This window comes from Rahnella inusitata (assembly GCF_965118895.1).
Classification (GTDB): domain Bacteria; phylum Pseudomonadota; class Gammaproteobacteria; order Enterobacterales; family Enterobacteriaceae; genus Rahnella; species Rahnella inusitata_A.
The window spans coordinates 68,585-92,306 of the sequence record NZ_CBCPJJ010000008.1 but is presented as its reverse complement, the minus strand read 5'-3'; the positions used below and the strand labels follow the sequence as shown (position 1 = coordinate 92,306).

Genomic DNA, 23,722 nt, shown 5'->3' with positions numbered 1-23,722 from the left:
TATCTCACTGCAACAACGAAAACGCCGCTTTGCGATATTGCAGCGGCGTTTTTCCTATCATCTTTTTGAAACGGGTGATGAAGTACGGCGCGTCGGCGAATCCGCATTGCAGGCCGATGCTTTCGACCGACTGGTCGGTTGTTCGCAGCAGTTCGCAGGCACGTTTCACCCGACGGGTGGCGAGATAATCCTGAATCGATCCTCCGGTTTCCTGGCTGAACACCCGCGAAATGTAACTTTCTGACAGCCCCACCGCCGCCGAAAGATTGACCATCGCAAACTTCTGCTGGTAATTTTCTTCGATCCACTGCATCACTTTTGACGCCGTGGTACGGCTGATGGTTTTCGGCGTGTCCTCCTGCGCAGGCATAAACGCCATCAGCTGTAATACCAGCATGGCGATCTCTTCCCACTGATGCGTCTGCTGCTCGGAAAGCTGATTGAACTGCTCGAGGATGATTTCAATGTGCGGAGCGAATTCACAGAGGTCAAAAATATGCGCGGTACGATCCGCATCCCATAACCGCGCGAAACGGGCGCGGCGCTGCGGGAAAGATTGCAGGCAGCCGTCGAGTAACTGATGGTCGAGATGAATAGTGGTACGCTCGTAGGCATTGTTGCCGCCCGCTTCGACAAATACTTTATGCAACTTAAACGGCGGAAAGACAAACAGCCTGCCCGGCCTCAGCGTGTATTGCTGATTATCGACGATCACGATGCCATAGCCCCGGCTGACAAACAGCAATTCCAGACACTGATGCCAGTGGAAATAATTCGCGCTGCCACGGCTCATGCGGTTAAAAGAAACCTGACGTTCATTAAGGGCAATACGTTCCAGATAATCTGATACCGGCATTCGTTCATTCCTTTCATCGATATTGCGGATGACAACAAAACACAATTTTCGGTCTGCTTTTTATAATTTAAGCCGTTTTGCCGCCAAATCCGTCATGGCAATTTAAAAATTCGCATGATTCTGTGAGCCCCGTAACAATCAGCATTTTCCATTTCTCTATATTTCAATCGCGACACAGAGAATTGAAATAATATTTCAAATAATAAAAAACCTTAATCACCGGTCCCTTACCTACTCACCGGGAGAGTTTTTATGACGCAAAATAAAGTGAATACCGATAATCCGCTGCGTACCCGCGATGACGTACAACATCTGTTGAATGACCTGCTCTCGGCGGTGTCGCCTTATACCAAAAAAGGTGAAAGCGGCATCGATCTTGGTAATTCCACCACTCACTACGGCAAAGAGATTGCCAAAATGGAAGCGCTGTCGCGCATGTTGTGGGGAATTTTCCCGCTGCTGGCCGGCGGCGGTGAATGCGCCGACCTGCCGTTCTATCTCGATGCTATCCGTTACGGTACTGATCCCAAACATCCGCAGTATTGGGGAAAGATCCGCGATTATGATCAGCGCTGCGTCGAAATGGCCGCATTTGGCGTCGGGCTGGCGCTACTGGATAAGCGTTTGTTGCAGCATTTTACGCCGCAGGAACAGCAAAATCTGGCGCAATGGCTGAATCAGGGGCGCGATGCAGTGATCCCTAATAACAACTGGAACTTCTTCCCGATTATGGTGCAGATGGGCTTTAAAAAGTCTGGTTTGCCGTGGGACAGCGAGGCTGTCGCCGCCCGTTTCGAGCTGATGGAAACCTATTATCTGGGCGATGGCTGGTACTCTGACGGTCCGGGTCGTCCGCGCGATTACTACATTTCGATGGCCTTCCACTATTACGGCTTGCTGTACGCACAAAATATGGCGGATGTGGATGCGCCACGCGCAGAACTGCTGCGCGGGCGTGCTCAGTTGTTTGCCCATGACTTCATCACCCTGTTCTCTGCAGGCGGTGCGGCAGTGCCGTTTGGCCGCAGCCTGACCTATCGCTTTGCCGAAGCGGCTTTCTGGAGTGCGGCGGCTTACAACCAGCTCGAGGTATTTACGCCGGGCGTCATCAAAGGGCTCATCCTGCGTCATCTGCGCCACTGGCTGAAACAGCCGATTTTCGACCGTGACGGTGTGCTCAGCATTGGCTATCACACGCCGAATCTGGTGATGGCTGAAGACTATAACGCGCCTGGCTCACCTTACTGGGCGTGCAAACTGTTCCTGATCCTCGCGCTGCCTCAGGAGAATGCTTTCTGGCAGGCGGAGGAATCGCCGCTGCCAGAACTTCCGCGTACGCACTGCATTCCTCACGCGAATCAGATCCTGATGCGCGACGACGAAAGTCAGCACGTGGTGATGCTTACCTCCGGGCAGCTGGAGCTGAATAACTTCGTCAACACCGAAGCCAAATACACCAAATTTGCCTATTCCAGCCAGTTCGGTTTCACGATCGATCGCGGCCGTTACGGACTGAATCACGCCGGGTGCGACTCGATGCTGATGCTGTCCGAAGGTGACGGGTATTTCCGCGGGCGTCGTGGTTGTGAGGAAACACGCATTGATGCATCAATGATTTATTCCCGCTGGCTGCCGTGGCATGACGTTTCAGTGCGCACCTGGCTGGTTCCGTGCGGCGACTGGCATCTGCGTATTCACCATCTGGAAAACCAGCGTCCTCTCGATACCGCCGAAGGTGGCTTTGCGGTGATCCAGGATCACACAACGAAAACTGAAATTTCTGCGGATCAGCAGGCGATTACAGTGACCGCGCACAACGGCATCAGCCGGATAGTCAGCGCAGATGACAGGACTACGCGCGAGGCCGCCACGGTCGTGACGCCACCAAACAGCAGCATGATGTTTGCTGAAACGGCCGTCATTCCGCTGCTCAAAGCGTCTTACCCTGCGGGTTCGCACTGGCTGGTCAGCGCGGTATGCGCCTCGGCAAGTCAGGACATCAGCACGCTTGCCGTGCCGGAAATCACCCGCGAGGGCGATCGGTTGCACTGGCAATATCAGGGGCAGAGCGGGCTGGTTTCTCTGGTCTGACATTCTTCAGTAAATAACGGCAGGTCGTTTCAGGAGTCACTATGAAAGCCATAAAAACAGCCAGTAAATCGGCTTACTATAAAATGAGTAGTTTTATATTCCTGTATTTCTTCACATGGTCCTCCAGCTTCGGGCTCTACGCCCTGTGGCTCGGGCAAAAGGCCGGGCTGGACAGCATCAGCATCGGTACCGTCTTTGCCATCAACGGCGTTTTCGCGGTGATCATGAAGCCGGTCTACGGCTACATTATGGACAAGATCGGTATGAGCAAATCCCTGCTCTATTTTGTCGTGCTTGTATCCGCGCTGATGGCGCCGTTCTTTATCTTTGTTTATCAGCCGCTGCTTGAAAGCCATCTGACGGTCGGCATTATCGTCGGCGCATTGTATCTCAGCCTCGGCTGGTACGCGGGTGTCGCCGCGTCGGAGTCCTACGCCGATCGCTTCAGCCGTCTGTATCACATGGAATTCGGGCAGGTCCGTATGTGGGGATCGCTCGGCTGGGCGCTGGCCGCGTCATTCTCCGGCGTGCTGTTTAACCTCTCTCCCGCGTGGAACTTCGGCCTGAGCAGCGCAACGTCGCTGGTCATGCTGGGCGTGCTTGTCTCGCTGAAAATAGGCAGTGAAGAGCTGAAAAATAACGATGTGATCGCACAACAGAAAATCGTGTTCAGTGATGTGATCCTGCTGCTAAAAAACCGCAAATTCTGGATGTTCTCGCTGTACGTTGCCGGCGTTGCCTGGATGATGTTTGTGGCCGAACAGCAATTCTCGCGCTACTTCGTCACCTTCTTTGAGACCAAAGAACAAGGCAATGCGTGGTACGGCTATCTGAGCACCGTGCAGTCTGGTTTTGAATTCCTGATGATGATGGCGATCCCGTTCCTGGTGAACTATTTTGGCGCCAAAAAAGGCCTGCTGATGGTCGGCGCGTTGGTGGGCATTCGCCTGATTGCTTCAGGGCTGACTAACGACCCGCTGCTTATCTCCATCATCAAACCTTTTTACGGGCTGGAGATCTCACTGCTGCTGATTTCGGTCTTCAAATATATCGCCGAGCATTTCAGCAAACGCGTCAATGCCACCATGTATCTGCTGGGCTATCAGGCGATGATTTATGTCGGTTCGATTGTAATAGCTCCGCCTGCCGGTTACCTGTATCAGCGCATCGGGTTTGAACACACCTATCTGATTATGGGCGGCATCGCGTTGTTCTTCACGCTGGTATCAGCCTTTACGTTATCCGCATGCCAGAGCCGCCGCGACGGTACCCCGGCCCCGGTAAAATCACCGGATGATCTGACCGAACTGACGCCAGCCAAACACTGAAGCATCGAATTTCTGAATGAAAAGAAAAAGGGAGAAAGTATGACGATGAACATCGCGAAAGAAAATTTATTACCGGTCGAACTGAATCAGTTAGACAGGATCGCCTTTGCAGAAAAAATGCAGCGGGCGCGCCAGACAGTACTGAGCAAAATTTCACGCAATCTGGAAAAATTTGGTGACAAGTTCCCGGCAGAAACCTGCGAAAACGGCCACTATAAATTGACCGACAACGTCGAGTGGACCACCAGCTTCTGGACCGGTCAGCTTTGGCTGGCGTGGGAGATGACTGGCGACGATCGCTATCGTCAGGCAGCGGAAAAACAGGTGACGTCATTTGGTAATCGGATCGCTAACCGCATTGATACCGCAACGCACGATCTGGGCTTCCTTTACAGTTTATCCTGCGTCAGTGCGTATAAACTGACCGGTAACCGTCAGGCACGCGGCTTCGCGCTGCTGGCCGCTGAAGCCCTGATGGAACGCTTCAACAGCAAAGCTAAAATCATTCAGGCATGGGGCGATTTGCAGGATCCGGAACAGGCCGGGCGAATGATCATTGACTGCAATATGAACCTCCCGCTGCTGTACTGGGCGAGTGAGCAGACCGGCGAACCACGCTTCGCCGAGGCCGCACGCGCACATGCTGAACAGGCAGCGAAATATATCGTTCGCCCGGACGCCTCGACGTACCACACGTATTACATGGATACAGTGACCGGCGAACCGCGTTTCGGCAATACGCATCAGGGTTACGCAGATGACTCCTGCTGGTCGCGCGGACAGGCGTGGGGAATTTACGGATTCCTGCTCAGCTATCGCTACACTGGCGATGACAGTCAGGTCGAGCTCTCGCGGCGGCTGGCACATTACTTCCTCAATCGTTTACCCGAAGACGACGTGTGCCACTGGGATTTAGCCCTGCTCGGCACCGATGCCGTGCGCGACAGTTCGGCCGCGGCGATTGCTGTCTGCGGACTGCTGGATCTGGCCACTACCCTGCCCGCCACCGATGATAAGCGTGCCTGTTATGAAGAAATGGCGCTGCGCATCATGGATTCACTGACCGACAATTATCTCGCCCGTGATGAAGAAGATTGTGACGGATTGCTTAAGCATTCGGTCTATCACATGGCGAGTGGTAAAGGCGTGGACGAATGCTGCAGCTGGGGCGACTATTTTTACGTCGAAGCCCTGGTACGCCTGACGCAGTGCTGGCAGTCGTACTGGTAAGTTTTGTGGACGCGGTGCCCAGCATCGCGTCCTGTTAACTTGCCGTTTACAATGCGTGAATTGTTTTGAAGCATTTTGCGGCTCTTCATATGATTGCTAAGTATTCCCAGACGTTATAATTACACCGCTGCTCATAAGTATTCCTGCTATGTCCTTACATCCTTTAGGATTAGTCTTAATTACCCCGCATCTTTGTTCAGTCACAAAGTAAATCCTGACATAAACCAAATTAATCTAATTCGCTAACTGTCTTTAAACGCTAAAAAAAACTTTGAAACGGCGGTTTTTTCATGAGAAAAAGAGTGCCAGCACATACTGTGTGCTTTTAAGATTTTTTACGTTCGAATCCAATCATTATGCCGAACAAGGACGTCCTGTGAGGACTCACTATGCAAACGATAATCTTGGATCCCTGCCGTTTTACCCGCATTGGATTGCAGCAATTTCTCGCCCACGACCAGGACATCAGTTACGTCAGCCACTTTGATCAGTTACATCAAAGTTGCAGTAAGCTGAATCCGTCAGTGGTGTTCATTAATGAAGATTGCATGCAACCCCATGCGGACAGTAAATCTCGCCTGCGAGCGCTGATTACTGAATATTCCGACACGCTTTTTTTTATATTTATGTCCAGCACACGTATTCATTTTGAAGAATACGTTTTCGTTCGCAAGAACGTGATTATCACCTCGAAATCCATTAAGGCTGAAACCCTCAAACAACTGCTGAATCATCCGCGACTACCGCAGGCGCAGAACCCCGCCAGCAGCGGCGTACTGGATATTCGCCCCGTGATGCTTAGCCGGTCTGAATCGGCGATGCTGAGAATGTGGATGTCGGGCGATGGCACCATTGAAATCTCGGATAAGTTGCAGATAAAAACCAAAACGGTGTCGTCATATAAAGGAAATATAAAGCGGAAAATCAAATCACCGAATAAACATATTATTTATCATGTCGTTCGTTTATGTGATCAACTTACCGACGGAATTTATGTCAGATAGTCTTCGCCCTTTTGCTGCTATTCCCACAGGCTGTGCATTTGCATAGCCTGTAGAAGGCTACACAAAGTTACGAAATGAGATCCGCGTCGCAAATATAAACTCAATCTCCGCGCTGATTTGCCGATGTCCTTATATGGCGTGTTTTCGTCACGACAGGACTTGCCCGCAGGCAGACCCTATATCGCTGTCACTCACCGACTCTCTACCGCCGGTGAACAGGATTAACAGAGCGGAAAAAAATGGATACTCCTTTAAATTTAAATACCAGAACCTCTTTTATCAGCAATATTCGCCTCATCACTCTGATCAGCCAGATTTTGGTGGGGATCCTGTTTCTGTTTGCCGTTTCCATCGGCACCTCCAGCTTCTTCCTCAAACAAAGTAATGCGGCATTATCCAATGCCACGCAGGAGCTGCAAATCCGTCTGGCGCTGTCGAACAGTTCCAACCACCTGCGCACGGCACGTTTGCTATTGATTCAGGCGGCTGCGGCTGCGCGCGTCGGCGACCAGGACGTCTTCAAAAAGAACCTGACCGACGCCGCCAGCCGTCTTAAACAATCGCAGGCGGCATTTGATACTTACATCAATCGTCCGGGCAAAAATGCCACCGATTTGGCGCTCGATGAACCGCTGAAAAAATCCTACCAGGCCTATATGACCTCAGGCATGGTGCCGATGATGGAATCTGCGCAGCAGGCACATTTTGAGGAAGTGATTTCTCAGGAAGCAGAAACCGTACGCGAACTGGATCTGGCCAACAATATTCCGCTGTTAGCAGCGATTGCTTACCGCACTGAAACTGCCAATAAAATCAATGATAAAGCACAGCGTAATGCCACGTTGGGTTATGCCCTGATGGGTGGGGCTTTCCTTATGGCACTGGTGCTGACTTTCATCACCTATCTGGTGATGCGTAAAGTGATCATCAATCCGCTGAACCGTCTGGTGGTACGTATCCAGAAGATAGCCGAAGGCGATTTGACACAACCCGCGCAGAACAACGGACGCAATGAAATAGGCGTGCTGAGCAGCAACGTCGATCACATGCAGCATTCGCTGGCCAGCACCGTGCTGACCGTGCGCGAAGGCGCGGTGTCTATTTATCAGGGGTCGACCGAAATAGCCTCCGGCAACACCGACCTTTCCTCCCGCACCGAGCAACAGGCTGCCGCGCTGGAAGAAACCGCCGCCAGCATGGAGCAACTCACCGCTACCGTGAAACAGAACTCAGAGAACGCACATCACGCCAGTAAACTGGCCGCAGCGGCATCGAATAAAGCACAGAAAGGCGGAGAAATTGTCGCCAACGTGGTCAGCACCATGGAAAATATTTCCCGCAGCTCAACCAAAATTGCCGAAATCACCAACGTGATCAACAGCATTGCCTTCCAGACCAACATTCTGGCGCTGAATGCTGCGGTAGAAGCGGCGCGCGCCGGTGAGCAAGGTCGCGGTTTTGCGGTGGTCGCCAGCGAAGTACGTAATCTGGCACAACGCAGCGCCCAGGCTGCGAAAGAGATCGAATCACTGATCGAAGAATCGGTGGATTTTGTTGGCGAAGGCAGCATTCTGGTTGGCGATGCGGGCATTACAATGTCTGAAATTGTGACGGCAGTCAGCCACGTCACCGACATCATGGGCGAAATCGCCTCGGCATCCGATGAGCAAAGCCGGGGGATCAGTCAGGTTAGCCTGGCGGTGTCAGAAATGGATGGCGTCACGCAGCAGAACGCCTCGCTGGTGCAGGAAGCCTCTGCCGCTGCGGCATCACTGGAAGAACAGGCTGCGCGCCTGACGCAGGCGGTGGCGGTGTTTAAGATTGATGCTGCACAGCGTCCGTCAGTGCATCACACTTCCACCGCACGTGCCCTGCAGGGAACGACACTGCGTTCAGGCAAAGGGGTCAGCGCAGAGGCGAACTGGGAAACCTTCTGATTTTTAACGGCGCTGTGCTTTACTGAACGTCAAAAAAAACACCGGCAGCAATGGCTCCGGTGTTTTTTTATGGAAGTGACGCAAACGGTGTGGTTCAGGCTTCGCTGTCTCGCGGTACGACGAAGGTACCGTCTTTGGTATCGCCCTCATTGAAGAACCAGATACCTGCCGGATAATCTTCCAGCGCGACCAGATACATCACACCTTCGTAAAACTCTTCTACGGCGAGTACTTTACCTTCGCGACGCGGCCCGCCGTCTGTTTTTACTGTGACAAGATCATTAACTTTCATCAGGTTATCCCATGGTTTTCAATTGTCTTTATTGTAGTACAGACTGCCGGAGAAAGGCACGGTGGGAGGTGAAAGCGGGTAAAAAACCCGAAGATAACGCAGGGAAACTCATTTTCAATTTCTTAACCATTTAGCGCCAGAATCCTGACGGTTATTTCTTTTATACTTCTAACGTGCTCACCCCCGAGGGAGTACGAAATGAATGTCATAAGAAATATTTTTGCCCGCCACGTTGCGGGCATTTTTTTGCCCGTTGCCCAAACGACAGACGTAAAAAAACCCGCATGAGCGGGTTTTTGTCATCTTGCTTTGTCACTGAAACAGTGAGGAAGCAAAATTAGATAGCGGTAACGTTAGCCGCAGACGGACCTTTAGCACCGTTCTCGATAGTGAACTGTACGTTCTGGCCTTCAGCCAGGGTCTTGAAACCTTGATCCTGGATAGCGGAGAAGTGTACGAACACATCTTTGCTGCCGTCAGCAGGAGTGATGAAGCCAAAGCCTTTAGACTCGTTAAACCACTTAACCTGACCTTTCATCATTGACATAAGAATTACCTTTTAAAAATAAATTTCGCCACCATGGGCATGTTATAGCCGGATTTCAGTCGTTACTTATGGAGGCACTAAGAAGGAAATTCGTCAGAGCAGGGTTATCATGGATAACGCTTTAAATTGGAACAACTTTACTCAGGATGTCGTGCATAAATAGGTCTGTACCACAGGCCGAGACGTATTTACTCATGACTGCCATTTAATAGCAACTCTTTTTAACGCAATGTCGAGGGAAAGCCGAAAAATAGTCTTTTTATGAACCAGTCAGTACAATCATTGAGCAATTATAGGTCTATTTATCAACAGGTTGAGATCTTTCTGCTTGAAGAGCTTCACCACAATGCGCGCAAAATTTTGCATCAGATTCGTGCCCGGAATGCAGACAATTCTGACAAGAACGGGCCGCACGCCCCTTTTCCAACTCCTGTGACATATAAGCCGTCAGAATTCCGGTCGGTACAGCAATGATGGAATAACCTAACAGAATGAGGACAGAAGCCAGCATTCTGCCCGTCGCCGTATGCGGGGTGATATCGCCGTAACCCACCGTGGTCAGCGTGACCACCGCCCAGTACACCGACGCGCCCAGCGACGTAAAGCCATCCTTGCCCTCTTCCACCGCAAACATCAGACCGCCGAACAGGCAAAGAATGATCGCCACAAAACCGAAGAAGATGCCCAGCTTGCGCCGCGCGCGCATCATGCTGCGCCAGAGGATGCCGGCATCGTTCATATAGCGCAGGAGTTTCAGGACGCGCAGGACGCGCAGAACCCTCAGCAACCGCACCAGAACCACCAGATCGGTAGCTCCGGCCAATGACGGCATCATCCATATGATGTACATCGGTAAAACAGTACAGAGATCGATAATGCCGAAGAAGCTCACCGGATAGTGGGTTTTGCGCGGCGAACACAGCACGCGCAGCACATACTCCACGCTAAACAGCGCCGTGAAACCAAGCTCGAGCAAACCGAAGCGCCAGAGAATGTCCGGCGTATTGGGAAAGAGATCGCTCGCGCTGGATTCGAAAAACAATACCACCACGCTCAGTAATGACGCGGCGATCCAGAATGCTTCCATCCGGCGGCCGCTGCGGGTGCGGTGTTCAAACAAAAGAGCAAAACATCGGCGGCGGGTTGCCGCGAAAAAGCGATAGTCCTGAGCCATAACAAACGCCAGCAATGAAGAATAAGCGAAGAATAAACGCTTTTCGTCCGCGCGCCTATCGCCTGCCCTCACCCTTTCCACCAAAAAAAACGCCGGTCACTCAAGGTGATCGGCGTTTATTGGCCTGTATTTGCAGAACATTGCAGACATTTTTCGTTCGCTGAGGCGGTGACCCGTGCCGTTAGTCCATTAATTCAGAAACGGCGTTGCGCACATAAGCAGTGATTTGCGCGACGTCTTCAGCATTGGCACTTCCCCCGCCAATAGATCGCACGGTGTTTTCCAGATGACCGATGTCCTGCTCAACTTTCTTCGCAATCTGTACTTTTACGATGGTATCGACGGACGAGATAAAGGCGCGCATCACGGCCTTCAGCGCAAAAATCTCGCCAAAGGAGTCGTATGCAGGTTTCTCAGCCGCCCTCGAACTTGGCTCTGCAGCCCGCGGAGGCAGGCTTTTCAGGCTGTCCACATGTTCAATCATCAGATCCATATCTCTGATGAGTTCATCAAAACTCTTAGCCACTGGTTTTCCTTCGCCATGCGAAAGGCAGCAGGATACCACTGCCGTTACAAGCCGAGAAGCCACAGAAAGAAGTTATGCTCAAATTTCGCCACAATGCGCCTGCCGGTGAGGATTGCTTCGCGGGCTGGCAGGCGCATCAGGTCGCTAATTAACCAAAATCAGGGGGTTAAGCGTTTTTCAGTGAAGCCATGTCAACAACAAAGCGGTATTTCACGTCGCTTTTCAGCATACGTTCGTAAGCGCCGTTGATATCCTGCATGTCGATCATTTCCACGTCACTGGTGATGCCATGTTCAGCACAAAAATCCAGCATTTCCTGAGTTTCAGCGATACCGCCAATCAGGGAGCCGGCAACGGTTTTGCGGCCCATGACCAGTTTGCCACTGTGCAGCGCAGGCTCGATTGGCTCGATCAGACCAACCAGAATGTGGGTACCATCGCGTTTCAGGGTATCCAGATACGGGTTCAGGTCATGTGCGTTTGGCACGGTGTCGAGAATGAAGTCGAAGTGGCTTTTCACGGCCGCCATTTGCTCTTCATCGGTAGACAACACAACGTGGTCAGCGCCAAGACGGTAAGCTTCCTGCTCTTTGCCCTTAGAGCGCGTGAACAATGTCACGTCTGCACCCAGCGCTTTAGCGAATTTCAGACCCATGTGCCCGAGACCGCCCAGACCGACAACTGCCACTTTATGGCCTTTACCGACTTTCCAATGCTTCAGCGGGGAGAAGGTGGTGATACCGGCACACAGCAGCGGTGCGGCGGATTTGATGTCCAGTTTTTCGGAAACGTGCAGAACGAATTTTTCTGCTACCACGATTTGTTCGGAATAACCGCCGTAGGTCATCATGTTGTCATGACGATCGTAGCTGTTATAGGTCATGGTTGCGCCTTCTTCACAGTACTGTTCCAGGCTTTCCGCGCAGGACTCACAGTGCTGACAAGAATCGACCATACAACCGACACCGACAAACTCGCCGACTTTAAAGTTGCTGACTTTTGCACCGACCTGCTTCACGCGGCCGATAATTTCGTGTCCCGGCACCATCGGATAGATACTTTGGTGCCATTCGTTGCGCGCCTGGTGGATATCTGAGTGGCACACGCCGCAGTACAGAATGTCGATCACAACGTCGGTATCACGCGGGTCACGGCGAACAAAATTATGAGGCGCAAGAGGCGCATCCGCTGAAAGTGCAGCGAAACCACGAACGTTAAGAGTCATTTGTTTCTCCTGAAGGGCTGACGGAATACTTGCGCACTGCAAAAGGCAGGCACCGCAGAAGTATGACGCGTTCAGGCGAAGAACAAATATAACGATCCTCGCCATTACTTGCCTGAATCTGTTTTTTTCAGGAGTTTTAAATCAGGACATTCCGATAGCCAGACGGTGGCGCCGCCGACTGGCAGCGCCATTTTGAGAAGAGAGGTGGAAAGGATTAAATCAAACCGGCGTCTTTCAGTTCACTTTTCAGATAAGCGTAATAGATAGGTGCCGCGACCACGCCCGGTATGCCAAACGCCGCCTCGAATACCACCATTGCCAGCAGTACTTCCCAGGATTTTGCCTTGATGCGGTTGCCCACGATGCGCGCATTGAGGAAGTATTCCACTTTATGAATGATTATCAGATAACCCAGCACCAGCGCCCCCACCCACAACGAGAGCGACAGCCCGACGATGAAAATCAGCGTATTGGAAATCAGATTACCCACCACCGGCAGCAGACCGCAAACAAAGGTCAGCGCGACCAGCGTTTTCGCCAGCGGCAGATGGATGCCAAACAGCGGCAGAATGCCAAACAGGAATACGCCCGACAACACCGTATTGATAAGCGAAATCTGGAACTGTGCGAACACCACGTTGCGAAACGCGGCACTCAGCAAGTTCACGCGATCCAGTAGCTCTTTTTTCAGCGGCGCATGGTGTTCGCCCTTAGTGTGGCGCTGAAGCGAAATAATCGCGCCCAGAATCATACCGATCAGCATGGTAACAAACACGTGTGCGGCATTTTTGCCGAACGTCTGAATCATCACGATGTGCTCACGCAGCCATTGCAGGAAAGTGCGCTGCAACTCCTCGATGTTGGCCGGAAGATAATGCAATAACACCGGCGATAACCGGCTCTGCGCATCGGTCAGCAGCCGTGACACCATGGCGTTAAACGCCACCGGGTTTTTCATGTCTTCCATCAGGAAATCCGCGATACCTGCGACAAAGATGATCAGACAGCTGACCACCACGGTGCTGATAAATGCCACAACGACCCAGCGCGCCCGTTCACCACTGATGATTTTCTGAAAGTGTGGCGTCAGCGCATTGACCAGTTCGTACACCACAAAACCGGCGATAAAACACGCCAGTAAATGAAGAGGAAGAATCAACAATAACCCGCCCATCACAATCAACAAACTGAGCCAGCGAATGTGATTCGATCTCATAATTTGCATTGCCTGCATCCTTTAACTGCGTGACCGGGATTCGCCCCGGATATTGTTAATATCATAGCATCGAACATCAGCCGTTTTTTTATTTTGTCCAATAACAAAGTTTCTGATTTGCAGAGCAATTTCCTATGATCTCCGCCGGTTTTGCATCTTGCGCTCCAGTAGAACGCTTGTTACTTTCCGCCTCTCGGTTTTATTTATGCGAAATCGCTATAAGAAATAACCCACCGTTATTTCCGGTGTATTTCGCATTGAACCGCACTTAAAACAAAAAAACACAACATCGTATTCATTCGTTCAGAGGTAGTCATATGTGGGTGTTAATTGGTATTCCGATCGTCGTGCTGGGATTTGCACTGCGGTTTAATCCGTTGCTGGTGGTGACCGTGGCCGGGATTTCGACCGGACTGGCCGGCGGTATGCAGACCATTGAAATCATCAGTGCGTTCGGCAAAGCCTTTACCGAAAACCGCTATATGGGGCTTATCTGGCTGACATTACCGGTTATCGCGTTACTCGAGCGCAACGGCCTGAAAGAACAGGCGAAACACCTCATCTCCAAAATTCACGTCGCGACCACTGGCCGTATTTTGATGCTCTATTTCTTCCTGCGCCAGATGACGGCCGCGCTGGGGTTGAACTCGCTGGGCGGACACGCGCAGATGGTGCGCCCGCTGATCGCCCCTATGGCTGAAGCCGCCGCAACCACCAAGTACGGTGATTTACCCAACGATGTGCGCCAGAAGATCCGCGCCCACTCGGCCGCTGCGGACAACGTGGCGGTGTTCTTCGGCGAAGATATCTTTATCGCCGTGCAGTCCATCCTGCTTATCAAAGGTTTCCTCGCGCAGTACGGTATCGACGTCGAGCCGCTGCACCTGTCGGTATGGGCGATCCCGACCGCCATCGCAGCGTTGATTATTCACTTTATCCGTTTATGGCTGCTTGACCGCTCGCTGGCTAAACGTTTTGACAGCCAACACGGGAGCGCAGCGAAATGATCAACCTTCAGTCAGTGTATATCCTCGCAGGCCTGATGTTCTGCGCCTATGCCTTCTTCAACTTGCGCGATAAAAGCAATTCCCGCCGTTATGTGAACGCGCTGTTCTGGGGCGTTTACGGCGTAACCTTCCTGTTTGGCGGCGAGCTGCCGCACTTTGTCACCGGCTGTCTGGCGATCCTGCTGGCAGTCATTGCCGGTACCGGCAAACTGGGTAAAGGCAAAACCGACAGCGAACAACCGGAAATGATTGAAAAACGCGAAGCGGGCGCCCGACGTTTTCGCAGCAAACTGTTCATCCCCGCCCTGCTGATCCCGATTGTGACGCTTATTGGCACGCTGACCCTGAAATACACGCCTTTCGTGGAAGCCAAAAACGTTACGCTGATTTCTCTGGTGATCGGAACACTGGTCGCCTTTTTTGCCGCGCTGATTATGCTGCGCGATTCGCCGGTGAAAGCCATTAAAGCCGGTGGACAGACAATGGACACCGTTGGCTGGGCGGCAATCCTGCCGCAAATGCTTGCTGCGCTGGGCGCGCTGTTTGCGATGGCCGGCGTCGGCAGCGTGGTGGCGGATCTGGTGAAAAACATTATTCCGCTTGGCTCCCCGCTGGCGATTGTGGTGGCGTACACCTTCGGTATGGCGCTCTTCACCATGATCATGGGTAACGGATTTGCCGCGTTCCCGGTGATGACGGCCGGTATCGGGCTGCCGCTTATCGTAAATCAACTGGGCGGTAACCCGGCAATCATGGGCGCTATCGGAATGTTGTGCGGTTTCTGCGGTACGCTGATGACGCCGATGGCGGCAAACTTCAATATCGTCCCCGCCGCTCTGCTCGAATTGCAGGATAAAAACGGCGTGATTAAGGCGCAGTGGAAAACCGGCGTGCTGCTGTTGCTGGTTAATACCGCGTTCATGTATTTCTTTGTGTTCCGCTTCTGATAAGGAAAGACGATGACGACAACGCAACTGACGCCAGAAATGGCGTCACGTTTTGCCTCGCTGGCGCTCAATCATTTAACGCGCGAGTTTCCAAATAAACTTATGCACGCTATGAGCAGCGCCGCTGACGCTCAAACCCCGCGGCAACTGCATCCGATTTTCTACGGCAGCTATGACTGGCACTCCTGCGTTCACGGCTACTGGCTGTTGCTGCACTTGCTGAATAAATTCCCGAATCTGCCGCAAGCAGAGAAGATCATTGCGGTGGTCGGTGAACATTTCACCGCAGAAAACGTTGCAGGTGAAATGGCGTATCTGCAACAGCCGCAACACGCAGGATTCGAGCGGCCTTACGGCTGGGCATGGTTTTTAGCACTGACGCAGCAACTCAATGAAATGGCGCTGCCGCAGGCCGCCGTTTGGGCAAAAAATCTCGCGCCGATGACCCGATTCTTCGAAGAAAGCTTTACCACTTTTCTGCCGAAGGCGACCTATCCGCTTCGCGTCGGCAGCCACTTCAACACCGCGTTTGCACTGGCGCTGACGCTCGATTACGCCCGCAGCGTGAAGCATGAGTCGTTGAGTGAATTGATTAAAGAAACGGCGCTGCGCTGGCATCTTGATGACAGGCATTGCCAGGCCTGGGAGCCGGGCGGTGATGAGTTTTTATCACCCTCACTGATGGAAGCGGAACTGATGCGTCGCGTGCTGCCGGGGGAAGAGTTTGTTACGTGGTTCGGGTATTTCCTGCCGGATCTGGCACAGAGCCAGCCCGCGACGCTGTTCACGCCTGCCACCGTCACGGACCGCAGCGATGGCAAAATTGGTCATCTGGACGGGCTGAACCTCAGCCGCGCCTGGTGCCAGCGCGCTCTGGCTTCAGCGTTACCAGAAAATGACCTGCGTGTAGCGCTCTTACGTCAGTCCGCTGAAGCTCATTTACACAGCGCGCTGGATCATCTTGACAGCGATTACATGGGTGAACATTGGCTGGCAACCTTCGCCCTGCTGGCGCTGGAAGCCTGACGTTTCGGCGCGGGGCGTGTTTCGAGTCAACCGCGAATAATGCCCCGCACCGAGCGGGTAAAGAAATCATTGAACTGGCGCAGCATCGGATATTCCGCACTGAGCCGTTCAATCTCCAGTTTCACCACTTCTACCGGCTCCTGCTGGTGATAAAGCAAATCATATAAATGGCGGATCACCCGCTGTTCTTCGGCATTTGCCCTGGCAAAGGCTTGCGCACGTTCATTAATCCCCAGCGGAACCGCGCGGTTGCCGTTCGCCAGCACATAAGGCGGAACGTCCTGCACGACGCAGGTGTTGTCCAGCAGGCGTGAACCGGTACCGACGATGCAAAACTGATGCACTGCGCACAGTGCGCCGAGCTGTGAATAATCTCCCAGCGTGACGTGACCTGCCAGCCCGCTGTGATCGCCCATGGTGGTGTGATCCCCTACCTGACAGTCATGCCCGATGTGCACCCCTGCCTGAAAGATATTCTGATGGCCAATACGCGTGACGCTGCCGCCCTGAGCCGTGCCGCGGTGCAGCGTTGAGTGACGGCCTATGTCATTTCCGTCTCCGATTTCGAGGCGTGCCGGTTCCCCGTCGTATTTCAAATCCTGACTGATCTCGCCTACCGACGATCCCATGCCAATTCGGTTCTCACGACCGATCGTGGTATCGCCATTAATGACGACGTGCGAGGCAATGATGGTGCCTTCTCCGATCTGCACGCCCGCAGAGATAAAGCAGAAAGGCCCGACAACAACGTGCGGGCCGATAATGACACCGGGTTCAACGATACTGCTGGCCGCAATTGTGGCCGAAGATGAAATCAACGAAAATCCTTCTGACAACCGCTCTGCGTGCAAAAGCCGAACGCCGTAAACGTCAGTAGTAAATTAAACCGAATCTGGATTAATCAGTGGGAGGATCAGAATGAGTCGAAAGGTGCACTCAGAAAGGTATAAACAGGTTGGCTGTTTTTCTCGCAACTCCCCTGCTATGCCGCCTAGCATAAGTGTTTGCGAAGGTAAACCCAGCTAACTATATTTTATTTATTTTCTGAACCTTTCTTAAAAATGAGAGCTGTGAATCATTTGTGACACTTCAATTAAGGCTTTCTTAAGCTAGCAATATTAAGATTCCCGGAAATTCATTTATGGGCGTGATGGTTTCAGACCGGTCGCGCCAGCAACCTTCAGTTTTTTGGGAGTTCTCATTGCGCTATTTATTTCCAAAGATCAGCTATTTTACGCTGACTTTGTTGCTCAGTTTGTATTTCACCTTTGTCGTCAACCTGCCAATTTTGCTACATTTTTATCGCATTCTGCATGCGCTGCCCGCCTATAACCTGGCGTTTGCGCTGACCATCCCCGTGGTGCTTTTCTTTGCCCTGAACTTTGTGTTCACCCCTTTCAGTTTCCGGCCGTTGCTTAAACCATTCTTCATGATTATTTTGCCGGTCAGCGCGCTCGCCAGCTTCGCGATGATGACCTATCAGGTGGTGTTCGATCGCGGGATGATCGAAAACATTCTGGAGACGCAGTCGGCTGAAGCGACCTCCTATCTCAACGTGCAGGTCGTGCTGTGGTTTGTCTTCACCGGCGTGCTACCGGCAATTTTGCTGTTCCTCACGCCGGTCAGCTATGAAAAAACACCGCTGCGCCGCCTGGGCGTGCGGCTGGTGTCAATGATCGTGTCACTGGCGATCGTCGCTTCCGTCGCGGGTGTGTTCTACAAAGATTACGCCTCAGTCGGGCGCAACAACCGTACCCTGAATCTGGAAATTGTGCCGACCAACTATCTTTACAGCGCGTTCCAGTACATGAACCATCGCTATTTCACCAAAAAGATGCCGTTCCAGAGCATCGGTAACGACGCCAAACTGGTGCAGAAACCGGGTGAGAAACCAAACCTGGTGTTTCTGGTGATCGGCGAAACCGCCCGCGCGCAGAACCAGTCGTCAAACGGTTACGCTAAGCCGACCAACGAATACACGCAGGCCACGCCGGACGTGGTGTTCTTCAATCACATGACCTCCTGCGGCACCGCCACGGCGATTTCGGTGCCCTGCATGTTCTCCAATATGAAGCGCACCAACTATGACGCCAACCGGGCGCGCAACAGCGAGGGCCTGCTGGATATCCTGCATAAAGCAGGCGTGTCGGTGTTCTGGAAAGACAATGACGAAGGTTGCAAAGGCGTCTGCGACCGAGTGCCAAACGTCATCATTGACACTAAAAAAGACGGTAAATATTGCGATGGCGATACCTGCTACGACATGGCGTTGCTGCAAAATATCGACGATGACATTAAGTCCGAAGGCAAAAATACGCTGATCGGCCTGCATTTAATCGGCAGCCACGGCCCGACTTATTCAAAACGCTATCCGCCTGAATTCCGTAAATTCACCCCGGACTGCCCGCGCAGTGATATCGAAAACTGCACGCAGGAACAACTGGTGAATACTTACGACAATACCCTGCGCTACACCGATTATGTGGTATCGCAGGTGATTGAAAAGGCGAAGCAGTATCAGGATAAGTACAATGTGGCGGTGATATATCTTTCCGACCACGGTGAATCGCTGGGCGAGAACGGTCTCTATCTGCACGGTACGCCGTACAGCGTCGCACCCGCGCAACAGACGCACGTACCCATGCTTTTCTGGCTGTCCGATGGTTATGTAAAGGCGCAGGGGATCGATATGCCTTGCCTGAAAGCCAATGCGGCGAAGAATGATGTGTCACAGGATAATCTGTTCCACACAGTGCTGAGCGCAATGAACGTGCAAACCAGCGAGCGCGACGCGCAGCTGGATATCCTTGCCGCCTGCAAAAAGCCGTAAGATGAAAAGTGCCTGCCCTGAAACTCAGGGCAGCACTTCACACTCCGCCAGAATACACTGCGAAAGTGCCCCGATCGTCTGATCAAAGTTTTGCGATTCTTTATCCATCACCATATACAGCGCCGTTTGCCGCACGGTTCTGGCCGCCAGCAGCAGGCGGCTGAGCACGCCACTTTCCAGCACCTTTTCGACACTGCCCAGCGGCAGCCAGCCGTATCCTACGCCAACCGAAATTGCCTCCATCGCCGCGGCCACCGTGGTGAATGTCCAGTTCGCGGCCTGCCCGCTGGCGCGATTCTCCGTGCGCTGCGAACGCCGGTCAGCCACCGAGATTAGCGGGAAGCGCGCCAGATCTTCGGCAGAAAGTGGTGCGGGCAGCTGAAACAGCGGGTGATCGCTTTTCGCCACCGGCACGAAATCGACGTCCAGAAGAAAACGCCCGTGAATGGCGTTTTCAGGGGCCAGCGTAGTGATGTACAAATCCGCTGATCGTTCATTTAATTGCTCAATGCTTTCGCCGCGCAGGATTTCCGTCAGGTGCACCTGCGTGTCAGGAAACTGCTGCTGAAATGCTTTCAGCGCACGGAATAAGCGGTCTTTCGGGAACACACTGTCGACCACCAGACTCAGCTCGGTGCGCACGCCCCCCCGCAGACCGGCGGCGCGATGTTCAAGTTGCAAAAACGCAGAGATCAGCGGCGACGCCTGTGCCAGCAACGCGCGCCCTTGCTCGGTCAGCAAGGCTTTGCGCCCGGTGATTTCCAGCAGCGGCAGCCCGAGGCGTTCCTGCAATCCGCTCAACGCATAGCTTACCGATGACTGACTGCGGTTCAGCGCCGTCGCGGCCTGTGCAAAACTTCCCTGCTCAATCACCGTTTGCAGCACAACCCATTGTTCCAGCGTGGTTCTTGGCAGCGCCATATTGTGTCCTTATCTGAAAGCCGTTAACTCAGCGCATAATACATCTATTTATCCGATTCTTTTTATCGGATATCAGCGTTTTTTTATCAACTTTTTACAGCGTATTATTTTCCCATCGAAACGAAACGTTTCATCCCGAACACATTAAGGAGAATCACCATGAGCAACTTTGATAAACATGACCTGAGCGGTTTCGTTGGCAAACATGTTGTGTATACCTACGACAACGGCTGGAACTATGAAATTTATGTGAAAAACGCTGAAACTCTGGATTACCGCATTCACAGCGGCCTGGTGGGCAACCGTTGGGTCAAAGATCAAAAAGCCTACATCGTTCGTGTGGCGTCGGATGTGTATAAAATTTCATGGACCGAGCCGACCGGCACCGACGTCAGCCTGATAGTGAATCTGGGCGATAACGTTTTCCACGGCACCATCTTCTTCCCGCGCTGGGTGATCAATAATCCGGAAAAAACCGTTTGCTTCCAGAACGACCATATTCCGCTGATGAATGCTTATCGCGACGCTGGCCCTGCGTATCCGACCGAAGTGATCGATGAATTCGCCACCATCACTTTCGTCCGTGACTGCGGCGCAGATAACGATACTGTGATTGCCTGTGCAGCCAGCGAGTTACCGGCTAATTTCCCGGATAACCTGCGTTAATCCCTGATAACGATAAAATGCAGATGAAAAAAAACCGCAGCCTTCAGACGCTGCGGTTTTTCATTGGGTGGCAAAATCAGTTCGCCAATGTTTTCAGCAATGCGGCGTTAAATTTCTGCGGTTCTTCCATCTGCGGCGCATGACCCAGACCTTTAAATTCAATCAGCTTCGCATGCGGAATCAGCTTCGCGGCCTGTTTTCCCAGCACGTTGTAGTGACCGATTTTGGCTTTCACGGCCGCTGACGCAATGTCGCTGCCGATCGCCGTGGTATCGGCCGTGCCGATCATCAACGTGGTTGGCACCTTCAGGTTTTTGAATTCGTAAAAGACCGGCTGGGTGAAGATCATGTCGTAAATTAGCGCCGAGTTCCACGCGACCAGTTTATGCCCCGGCCCGTTGTTCAGCCCCGCCAGCATATCCACCCAGCGGTCATATTCCGGTTTCCATTTGTTCACGTAGTAGGTTTTCAGCTCGTACTGTCTGATACTTTCTGCCGAGGTTTTCAGCTCACGGTCATACCATTGATCGACAGTGCGATACGGCACGCCCTTGGCTTTCCAGTCCTCCAGCCCTATCGGATTCACCATCACCAGCTTCGACACGTCGGCCGGGAACATCAGGCTGTAGCGCGTCGCTAACATTCCGCCGGTCGAATGGCCGACAATGACCGCTTTGGTGATCTTCAGGCTTTTGAGCAGTTCATGAGTGTTGATAGCCAGTTGCTGGAAACTGTACTGATAATGGCTGGGTTTGGTCGATGAGCAAAAACCGACCTGATCGGGAGCAATTACGCGATAGCCTTTCCCGGCCAGCGCCGAAATGGTGTCGCCCCAGGTGGCGGCACAGAAATTTTTACCGTGCATCAGCACCACCGTCTGGCCGTTCTTACGGCCCACCGGCGAGACATCCAGATATCCCATCTGCAGCGGCGCTCCCTGCGAGGTAAAGGAGAACTGTTTTAGCGGAAATGGATAATCAAAACCCTGCAGCTGCGGACCGTACGACGGCGCATCGGCAGCCAGCGCAGAGCCGGTCGCGCAAAGGGATAAAGCAGCGGCACACAAAAGCAGTTTAAGGCGGGGAAGCATGAGATCGTCCTGATGTTGTGGTCTGACAGGCATAAAGGCTTATGCTACAAACTTTAGCCGACCCTGCAAACTGAAACCGCACAAACTGATTTTCGGTTTGGGCTTCAGGCACATAACGAAAAAATTTCCTGCGTCATCCTTTCACCTTTCCAGCAGACTCTCCCCGTTATGCGTTATATTAAAGAAAGTCAGCCTTCACAAATTCTTACTGGTGGATACTCCTTTGGCTCTCTCCGTACCCTGGCAATACCGCCCGCGATTCAGACTTTGTCTGTCGATACTGGCTTTTCTGGTGGTCGCCGCGTTGGGCACGTTGGCCATTTCATGGCAGACTTCACAGGGCCTGCGTAAGGATACCGCCGCCAGCCTGGCGCAATCCGTGCGTCTGGTGGACATGACGCTCAGTAATGCCACTCTCGCAGCTGATGCCGTCCGCTCACTCGTCGGGTCGCCCTGCACCGAGGACACGATTCAGGCATTACGATGGCAGGTCGCCAGAGTGCCAAACGTGCGCACCGTTAATCTGTATCGTGGCGACACCATTTACTGTACCTCCCTGTTTGGCCACAACATTGATTACGTCTCAACAGGCAACTACGCTGGCGGGCAACTTCTGCTGATGAGCGGCAACGCCGTCACGCCGGATCACCCGCTGATCGCCTATCGTCGCGACATTGATGGCAATGGCGTTCTGATTGGCGTCGATGGCTATTACCTGCATAACATCCTCAACCTGCTGAGCACTCATACTTATCTGGTGCTGAAAGTCGGCGATCAGTGGATGGATAATCAGGGCAAAATTCATCGTGATAAAGGCTGGCCGGAAGGCGAGCGGATGATTCTGGCGTCGAAACACTATCCTTATGAGATGCGGCTGGTGATCCGTAAAAGCGATCACTGGCGCTATATCTTCGATTACGCCACCGCCAGTCTGGTGCTGTTCCCGCTGGTCGGACTGTTTGTCGCCTTTATGATCTACCAGTTGCTTGGCCGGTTTGCGACGCCGGTGACGGCGCTGAAAGCGGCGATGGAGAAGCAGCAGTTTGTTCCGTACCTGCAACCGGTGGTGGACGGCACCCACCATCAGATTACCGGCTGCGAAGTGCTGATGCGCTGGCAGCATCCGCAGTCCGGGTTGATCCCACCCTATAAGTTTATCCCCCTGGCTGAGGAAAGCGGCCTGATTGTGCCGATGACCCGCGCAATGATGGAACAGGTGCGTGAACAGTTTGGCCCGCTGGCCGCTGAGTTGCCTAAAGGTTTCCATTTCGGCATCAACATCTGCGCCAGTCATTTTAAAGATCTGACGCTGGTGGAAGATTGCCAAGCCTTTATCGATGCCTTCAAGGCCAATCCGATTAAACTGGTACTCGAGCTCACCGAACGCGAGCTTATCGAACAAACTGAGACCACCCAGAGCCTGTTCAACGGGCTGCGCCGGATGGGCGTACTGATTGCGCTGGATGACTTCGGCACCGGCCATTCCAGCCTGACGTATTTGCAAAAATTCCACATTGATATCTTAAAAATTGACCAAAGTTTCATTCATCGCATCGGCACCGATGCGCTGGCCGGGCACATTGTTGACAACGTAATCGACCTGGCGAAGCGCCTGCAAATGGTGATCGTCGCCGAAGGCGTCGAGACACAGGCGCAGGTCGATTACCTGACGCCCTACCAGATCGAATACCTGCAAGGATACTTTTTCGGCAAGCCGGTCGCGGCAAATGATTTTGTCGAAAAGTGGTTAAAGGAATAACGTGAGCTATGTCTTATTAGATGACTGCACATTTTGCTTAAAATCAGCGG

The 23,722-nt window shown here is 52.6% G+C and carries 21 protein-coding genes; 11 read left to right on the top strand and 10 right to left on the bottom strand.

Annotated elements, in window-relative coordinates:
- Positions 1-4: 4 nt before the first annotated feature.
- Positions 5-856, bottom strand: coding sequence for a helix-turn-helix domain-containing protein (locus ACMHLI_RS06405; RefSeq protein WP_413528716.1), 852 nt, complete (start codon positions 854-856; stop codon positions 5-7).
- A 252-nt stretch (positions 857-1,108) separates the two neighbouring features.
- Here ACMHLI_RS06405 and ACMHLI_RS06400 point away from each other — a divergent pair, with 252 nt between their 5' ends.
- The 5 genes from ACMHLI_RS06400 (at position 1,109) to ACMHLI_RS06380 (ending at position 8,446) form a co-directional block, all read left to right on the top strand.
- Complete coding sequence (locus ACMHLI_RS06400) at positions 1,109-2,947, top strand: DUF2264 domain-containing protein (RefSeq protein WP_413528715.1); 1,839 nt, start codon at positions 1,109-1,111, stop codon at positions 2,945-2,947.
- A 41-nt stretch (positions 2,948-2,988) separates the two neighbouring features.
- On the top strand, positions 2,989-4,275 hold the full coding sequence (locus tag ACMHLI_RS06395; protein WP_413528714.1) for an oligosaccharide MFS transporter: 1,287 nt from the start codon (positions 2,989-2,991) through the stop codon (positions 4,273-4,275).
- Between the two features lie 39 nt (positions 4,276-4,314).
- Complete coding sequence (locus ACMHLI_RS06390; RefSeq protein WP_413528713.1) at positions 4,315-5,505, top strand: glycoside hydrolase family 88 protein; 1,191 nt, start codon at positions 4,315-4,317, stop codon at positions 5,503-5,505.
- A 389-nt stretch (positions 5,506-5,894) separates the two neighbouring features.
- A complete protein-coding gene (gene rcsA / locus ACMHLI_RS06385) occupies positions 5,895-6,509 on the top strand; it encodes a transcriptional regulator RcsA (protein ID WP_413528712.1) in 615 nt (204 codons plus the stop codon).
- A 239-nt stretch (positions 6,510-6,748) separates the two neighbouring features.
- Positions 6,749-8,446 (top strand): methyl-accepting chemotaxis protein, encoded by a 1,698-nt coding sequence (locus ACMHLI_RS06380; protein ID WP_413528711.1) that lies wholly within the window; start codon positions 6,749-6,751, stop codon positions 8,444-8,446.
- 94 nt (positions 8,447-8,540) lie between these two features.
- Here ACMHLI_RS06380 and dsrB read toward each other — a convergent pair whose 3' ends face one another.
- From dsrB to ACMHLI_RS06350, 6 genes are all read right to left on the bottom strand, one after another.
- The gene (gene dsrB, locus ACMHLI_RS06375; protein WP_112165037.1) at positions 8,541-8,738 is read right to left on the bottom strand and encodes a protein DsrB; all 198 of its coding nucleotides are present in this window, start codon (positions 8,736-8,738) and stop codon (positions 8,541-8,543) included.
- Positions 8,739-9,075: 337 nt separating this feature from the next.
- Positions 9,076-9,285, bottom strand: a complete 210-nt coding sequence (cspE, locus tag ACMHLI_RS06370; RefSeq protein WP_013575246.1) for a transcription antiterminator/RNA stability regulator CspE — start codon at positions 9,283-9,285, stop codon at positions 9,076-9,078.
- Between the two features lie 298 nt (positions 9,286-9,583).
- Entirely contained in the window at positions 9,584-10,459 is an 876-nt protein-coding gene (locus ACMHLI_RS06365) for an ion transporter (protein WP_413528710.1), read from the bottom strand.
- A gap of 181 nt (positions 10,460-10,640) precedes the next feature.
- Positions 10,641-10,985, bottom strand: a complete 345-nt coding sequence (locus ACMHLI_RS06360) for a hypothetical protein (protein ID WP_112165041.1) — start codon at positions 10,983-10,985, stop codon at positions 10,641-10,643.
- 166 nt (positions 10,986-11,151) lie between these two features.
- Entirely contained in the window at positions 11,152-12,210 is a 1,059-nt protein-coding gene (locus tag ACMHLI_RS06355) for an NAD(P)-dependent alcohol dehydrogenase (protein WP_413528709.1), read from the bottom strand.
- Positions 12,211-12,424: 214 nt separating this feature from the next.
- Complete coding sequence (locus ACMHLI_RS06350) at positions 12,425-13,435, bottom strand: AI-2E family transporter (protein ID WP_413528708.1); 1,011 nt, start codon at positions 13,433-13,435, stop codon at positions 12,425-12,427.
- A gap of 308 nt (positions 13,436-13,743) precedes the next feature.
- Here ACMHLI_RS06350 and ACMHLI_RS06345 point away from each other — a divergent pair, with 308 nt between their 5' ends.
- Genes ACMHLI_RS06345 through ACMHLI_RS06335 form a run of 3 tightly spaced genes read left to right on the top strand, consistent with a single transcriptional unit; the run spans position 13,744 to position 16,406 of the window.
- Entirely contained in the window at positions 13,744-14,433 is a 690-nt protein-coding gene (locus tag ACMHLI_RS06345; RefSeq protein WP_413528707.1) for a DUF969 domain-containing protein, read from the top strand.
- Positions 14,433-15,380, top strand: coding sequence for a DUF979 domain-containing protein (locus ACMHLI_RS06340; protein WP_413529013.1), 948 nt, complete (start codon positions 14,433-14,435; stop codon positions 15,378-15,380). The genes ACMHLI_RS06345 and ACMHLI_RS06340 overlap by 1 nt, the downstream gene beginning before the upstream one ends.
- A gap of 12 nt (positions 15,381-15,392) precedes the next feature.
- Positions 15,393-16,406, top strand: a complete 1,014-nt coding sequence (locus ACMHLI_RS06335; protein ID WP_413528706.1) for a DUF2891 domain-containing protein — start codon at positions 15,393-15,395, stop codon at positions 16,404-16,406.
- A gap of 26 nt (positions 16,407-16,432) precedes the next feature.
- Here the strand turns inward: ACMHLI_RS06335 and lpxA are convergent, their stop codons facing one another.
- Positions 16,433-17,224, bottom strand: coding sequence for an acyl-ACP--UDP-N-acetylglucosamine O-acyltransferase (gene lpxA / locus ACMHLI_RS06330; RefSeq protein WP_413528705.1), 792 nt, complete (start codon positions 17,222-17,224; stop codon positions 16,433-16,435).
- Between the two features lie 383 nt (positions 17,225-17,607).
- Between lpxA and ACMHLI_RS06325 the strand changes: the two genes are divergently transcribed.
- Positions 17,608-19,236 carry a phosphoethanolamine transferase gene (locus tag ACMHLI_RS06325; RefSeq protein WP_413528704.1) on the top strand — a complete coding sequence of 543 codons (1,629 nt, stop codon included), beginning with the start codon at positions 17,608-17,610 and terminating at the stop codon, positions 19,234-19,236.
- A 24-nt stretch (positions 19,237-19,260) separates the two neighbouring features.
- Here ACMHLI_RS06325 and ACMHLI_RS06320 read toward each other — a convergent pair whose 3' ends face one another.
- Positions 19,261-20,157 (bottom strand): LysR family transcriptional regulator, encoded by an 897-nt coding sequence (locus ACMHLI_RS06320; protein ID WP_413528703.1) that lies wholly within the window; start codon positions 20,155-20,157, stop codon positions 19,261-19,263.
- 159 nt (positions 20,158-20,316) lie between these two features.
- Between ACMHLI_RS06320 and ACMHLI_RS06315 the strand changes: the two genes are divergently transcribed.
- Positions 20,317-20,823 carry a phenolic acid decarboxylase gene (locus ACMHLI_RS06315; RefSeq protein ID WP_413528702.1) on the top strand — a complete coding sequence of 169 codons (507 nt, stop codon included), beginning with the start codon at positions 20,317-20,319 and terminating at the stop codon, positions 20,821-20,823.
- A 76-nt stretch (positions 20,824-20,899) separates the two neighbouring features.
- Here the strand turns inward: ACMHLI_RS06315 and ACMHLI_RS06310 are convergent, their stop codons facing one another.
- Positions 20,900-21,913, bottom strand: a complete 1,014-nt coding sequence (locus tag ACMHLI_RS06310; protein ID WP_413528701.1) for an alpha/beta fold hydrolase — start codon at positions 21,911-21,913, stop codon at positions 20,900-20,902.
- A gap of 223 nt (positions 21,914-22,136) precedes the next feature.
- Between ACMHLI_RS06310 and ACMHLI_RS06305 the strand changes: the two genes are divergently transcribed.
- On the top strand, positions 22,137-23,672 hold the full coding sequence (locus ACMHLI_RS06305; RefSeq protein WP_413528700.1) for an EAL domain-containing protein: 1,536 nt from the start codon (positions 22,137-22,139) through the stop codon (positions 23,670-23,672).
- The last annotated feature ends 50 nt before the right edge of the window (positions 23,673-23,722 follow it).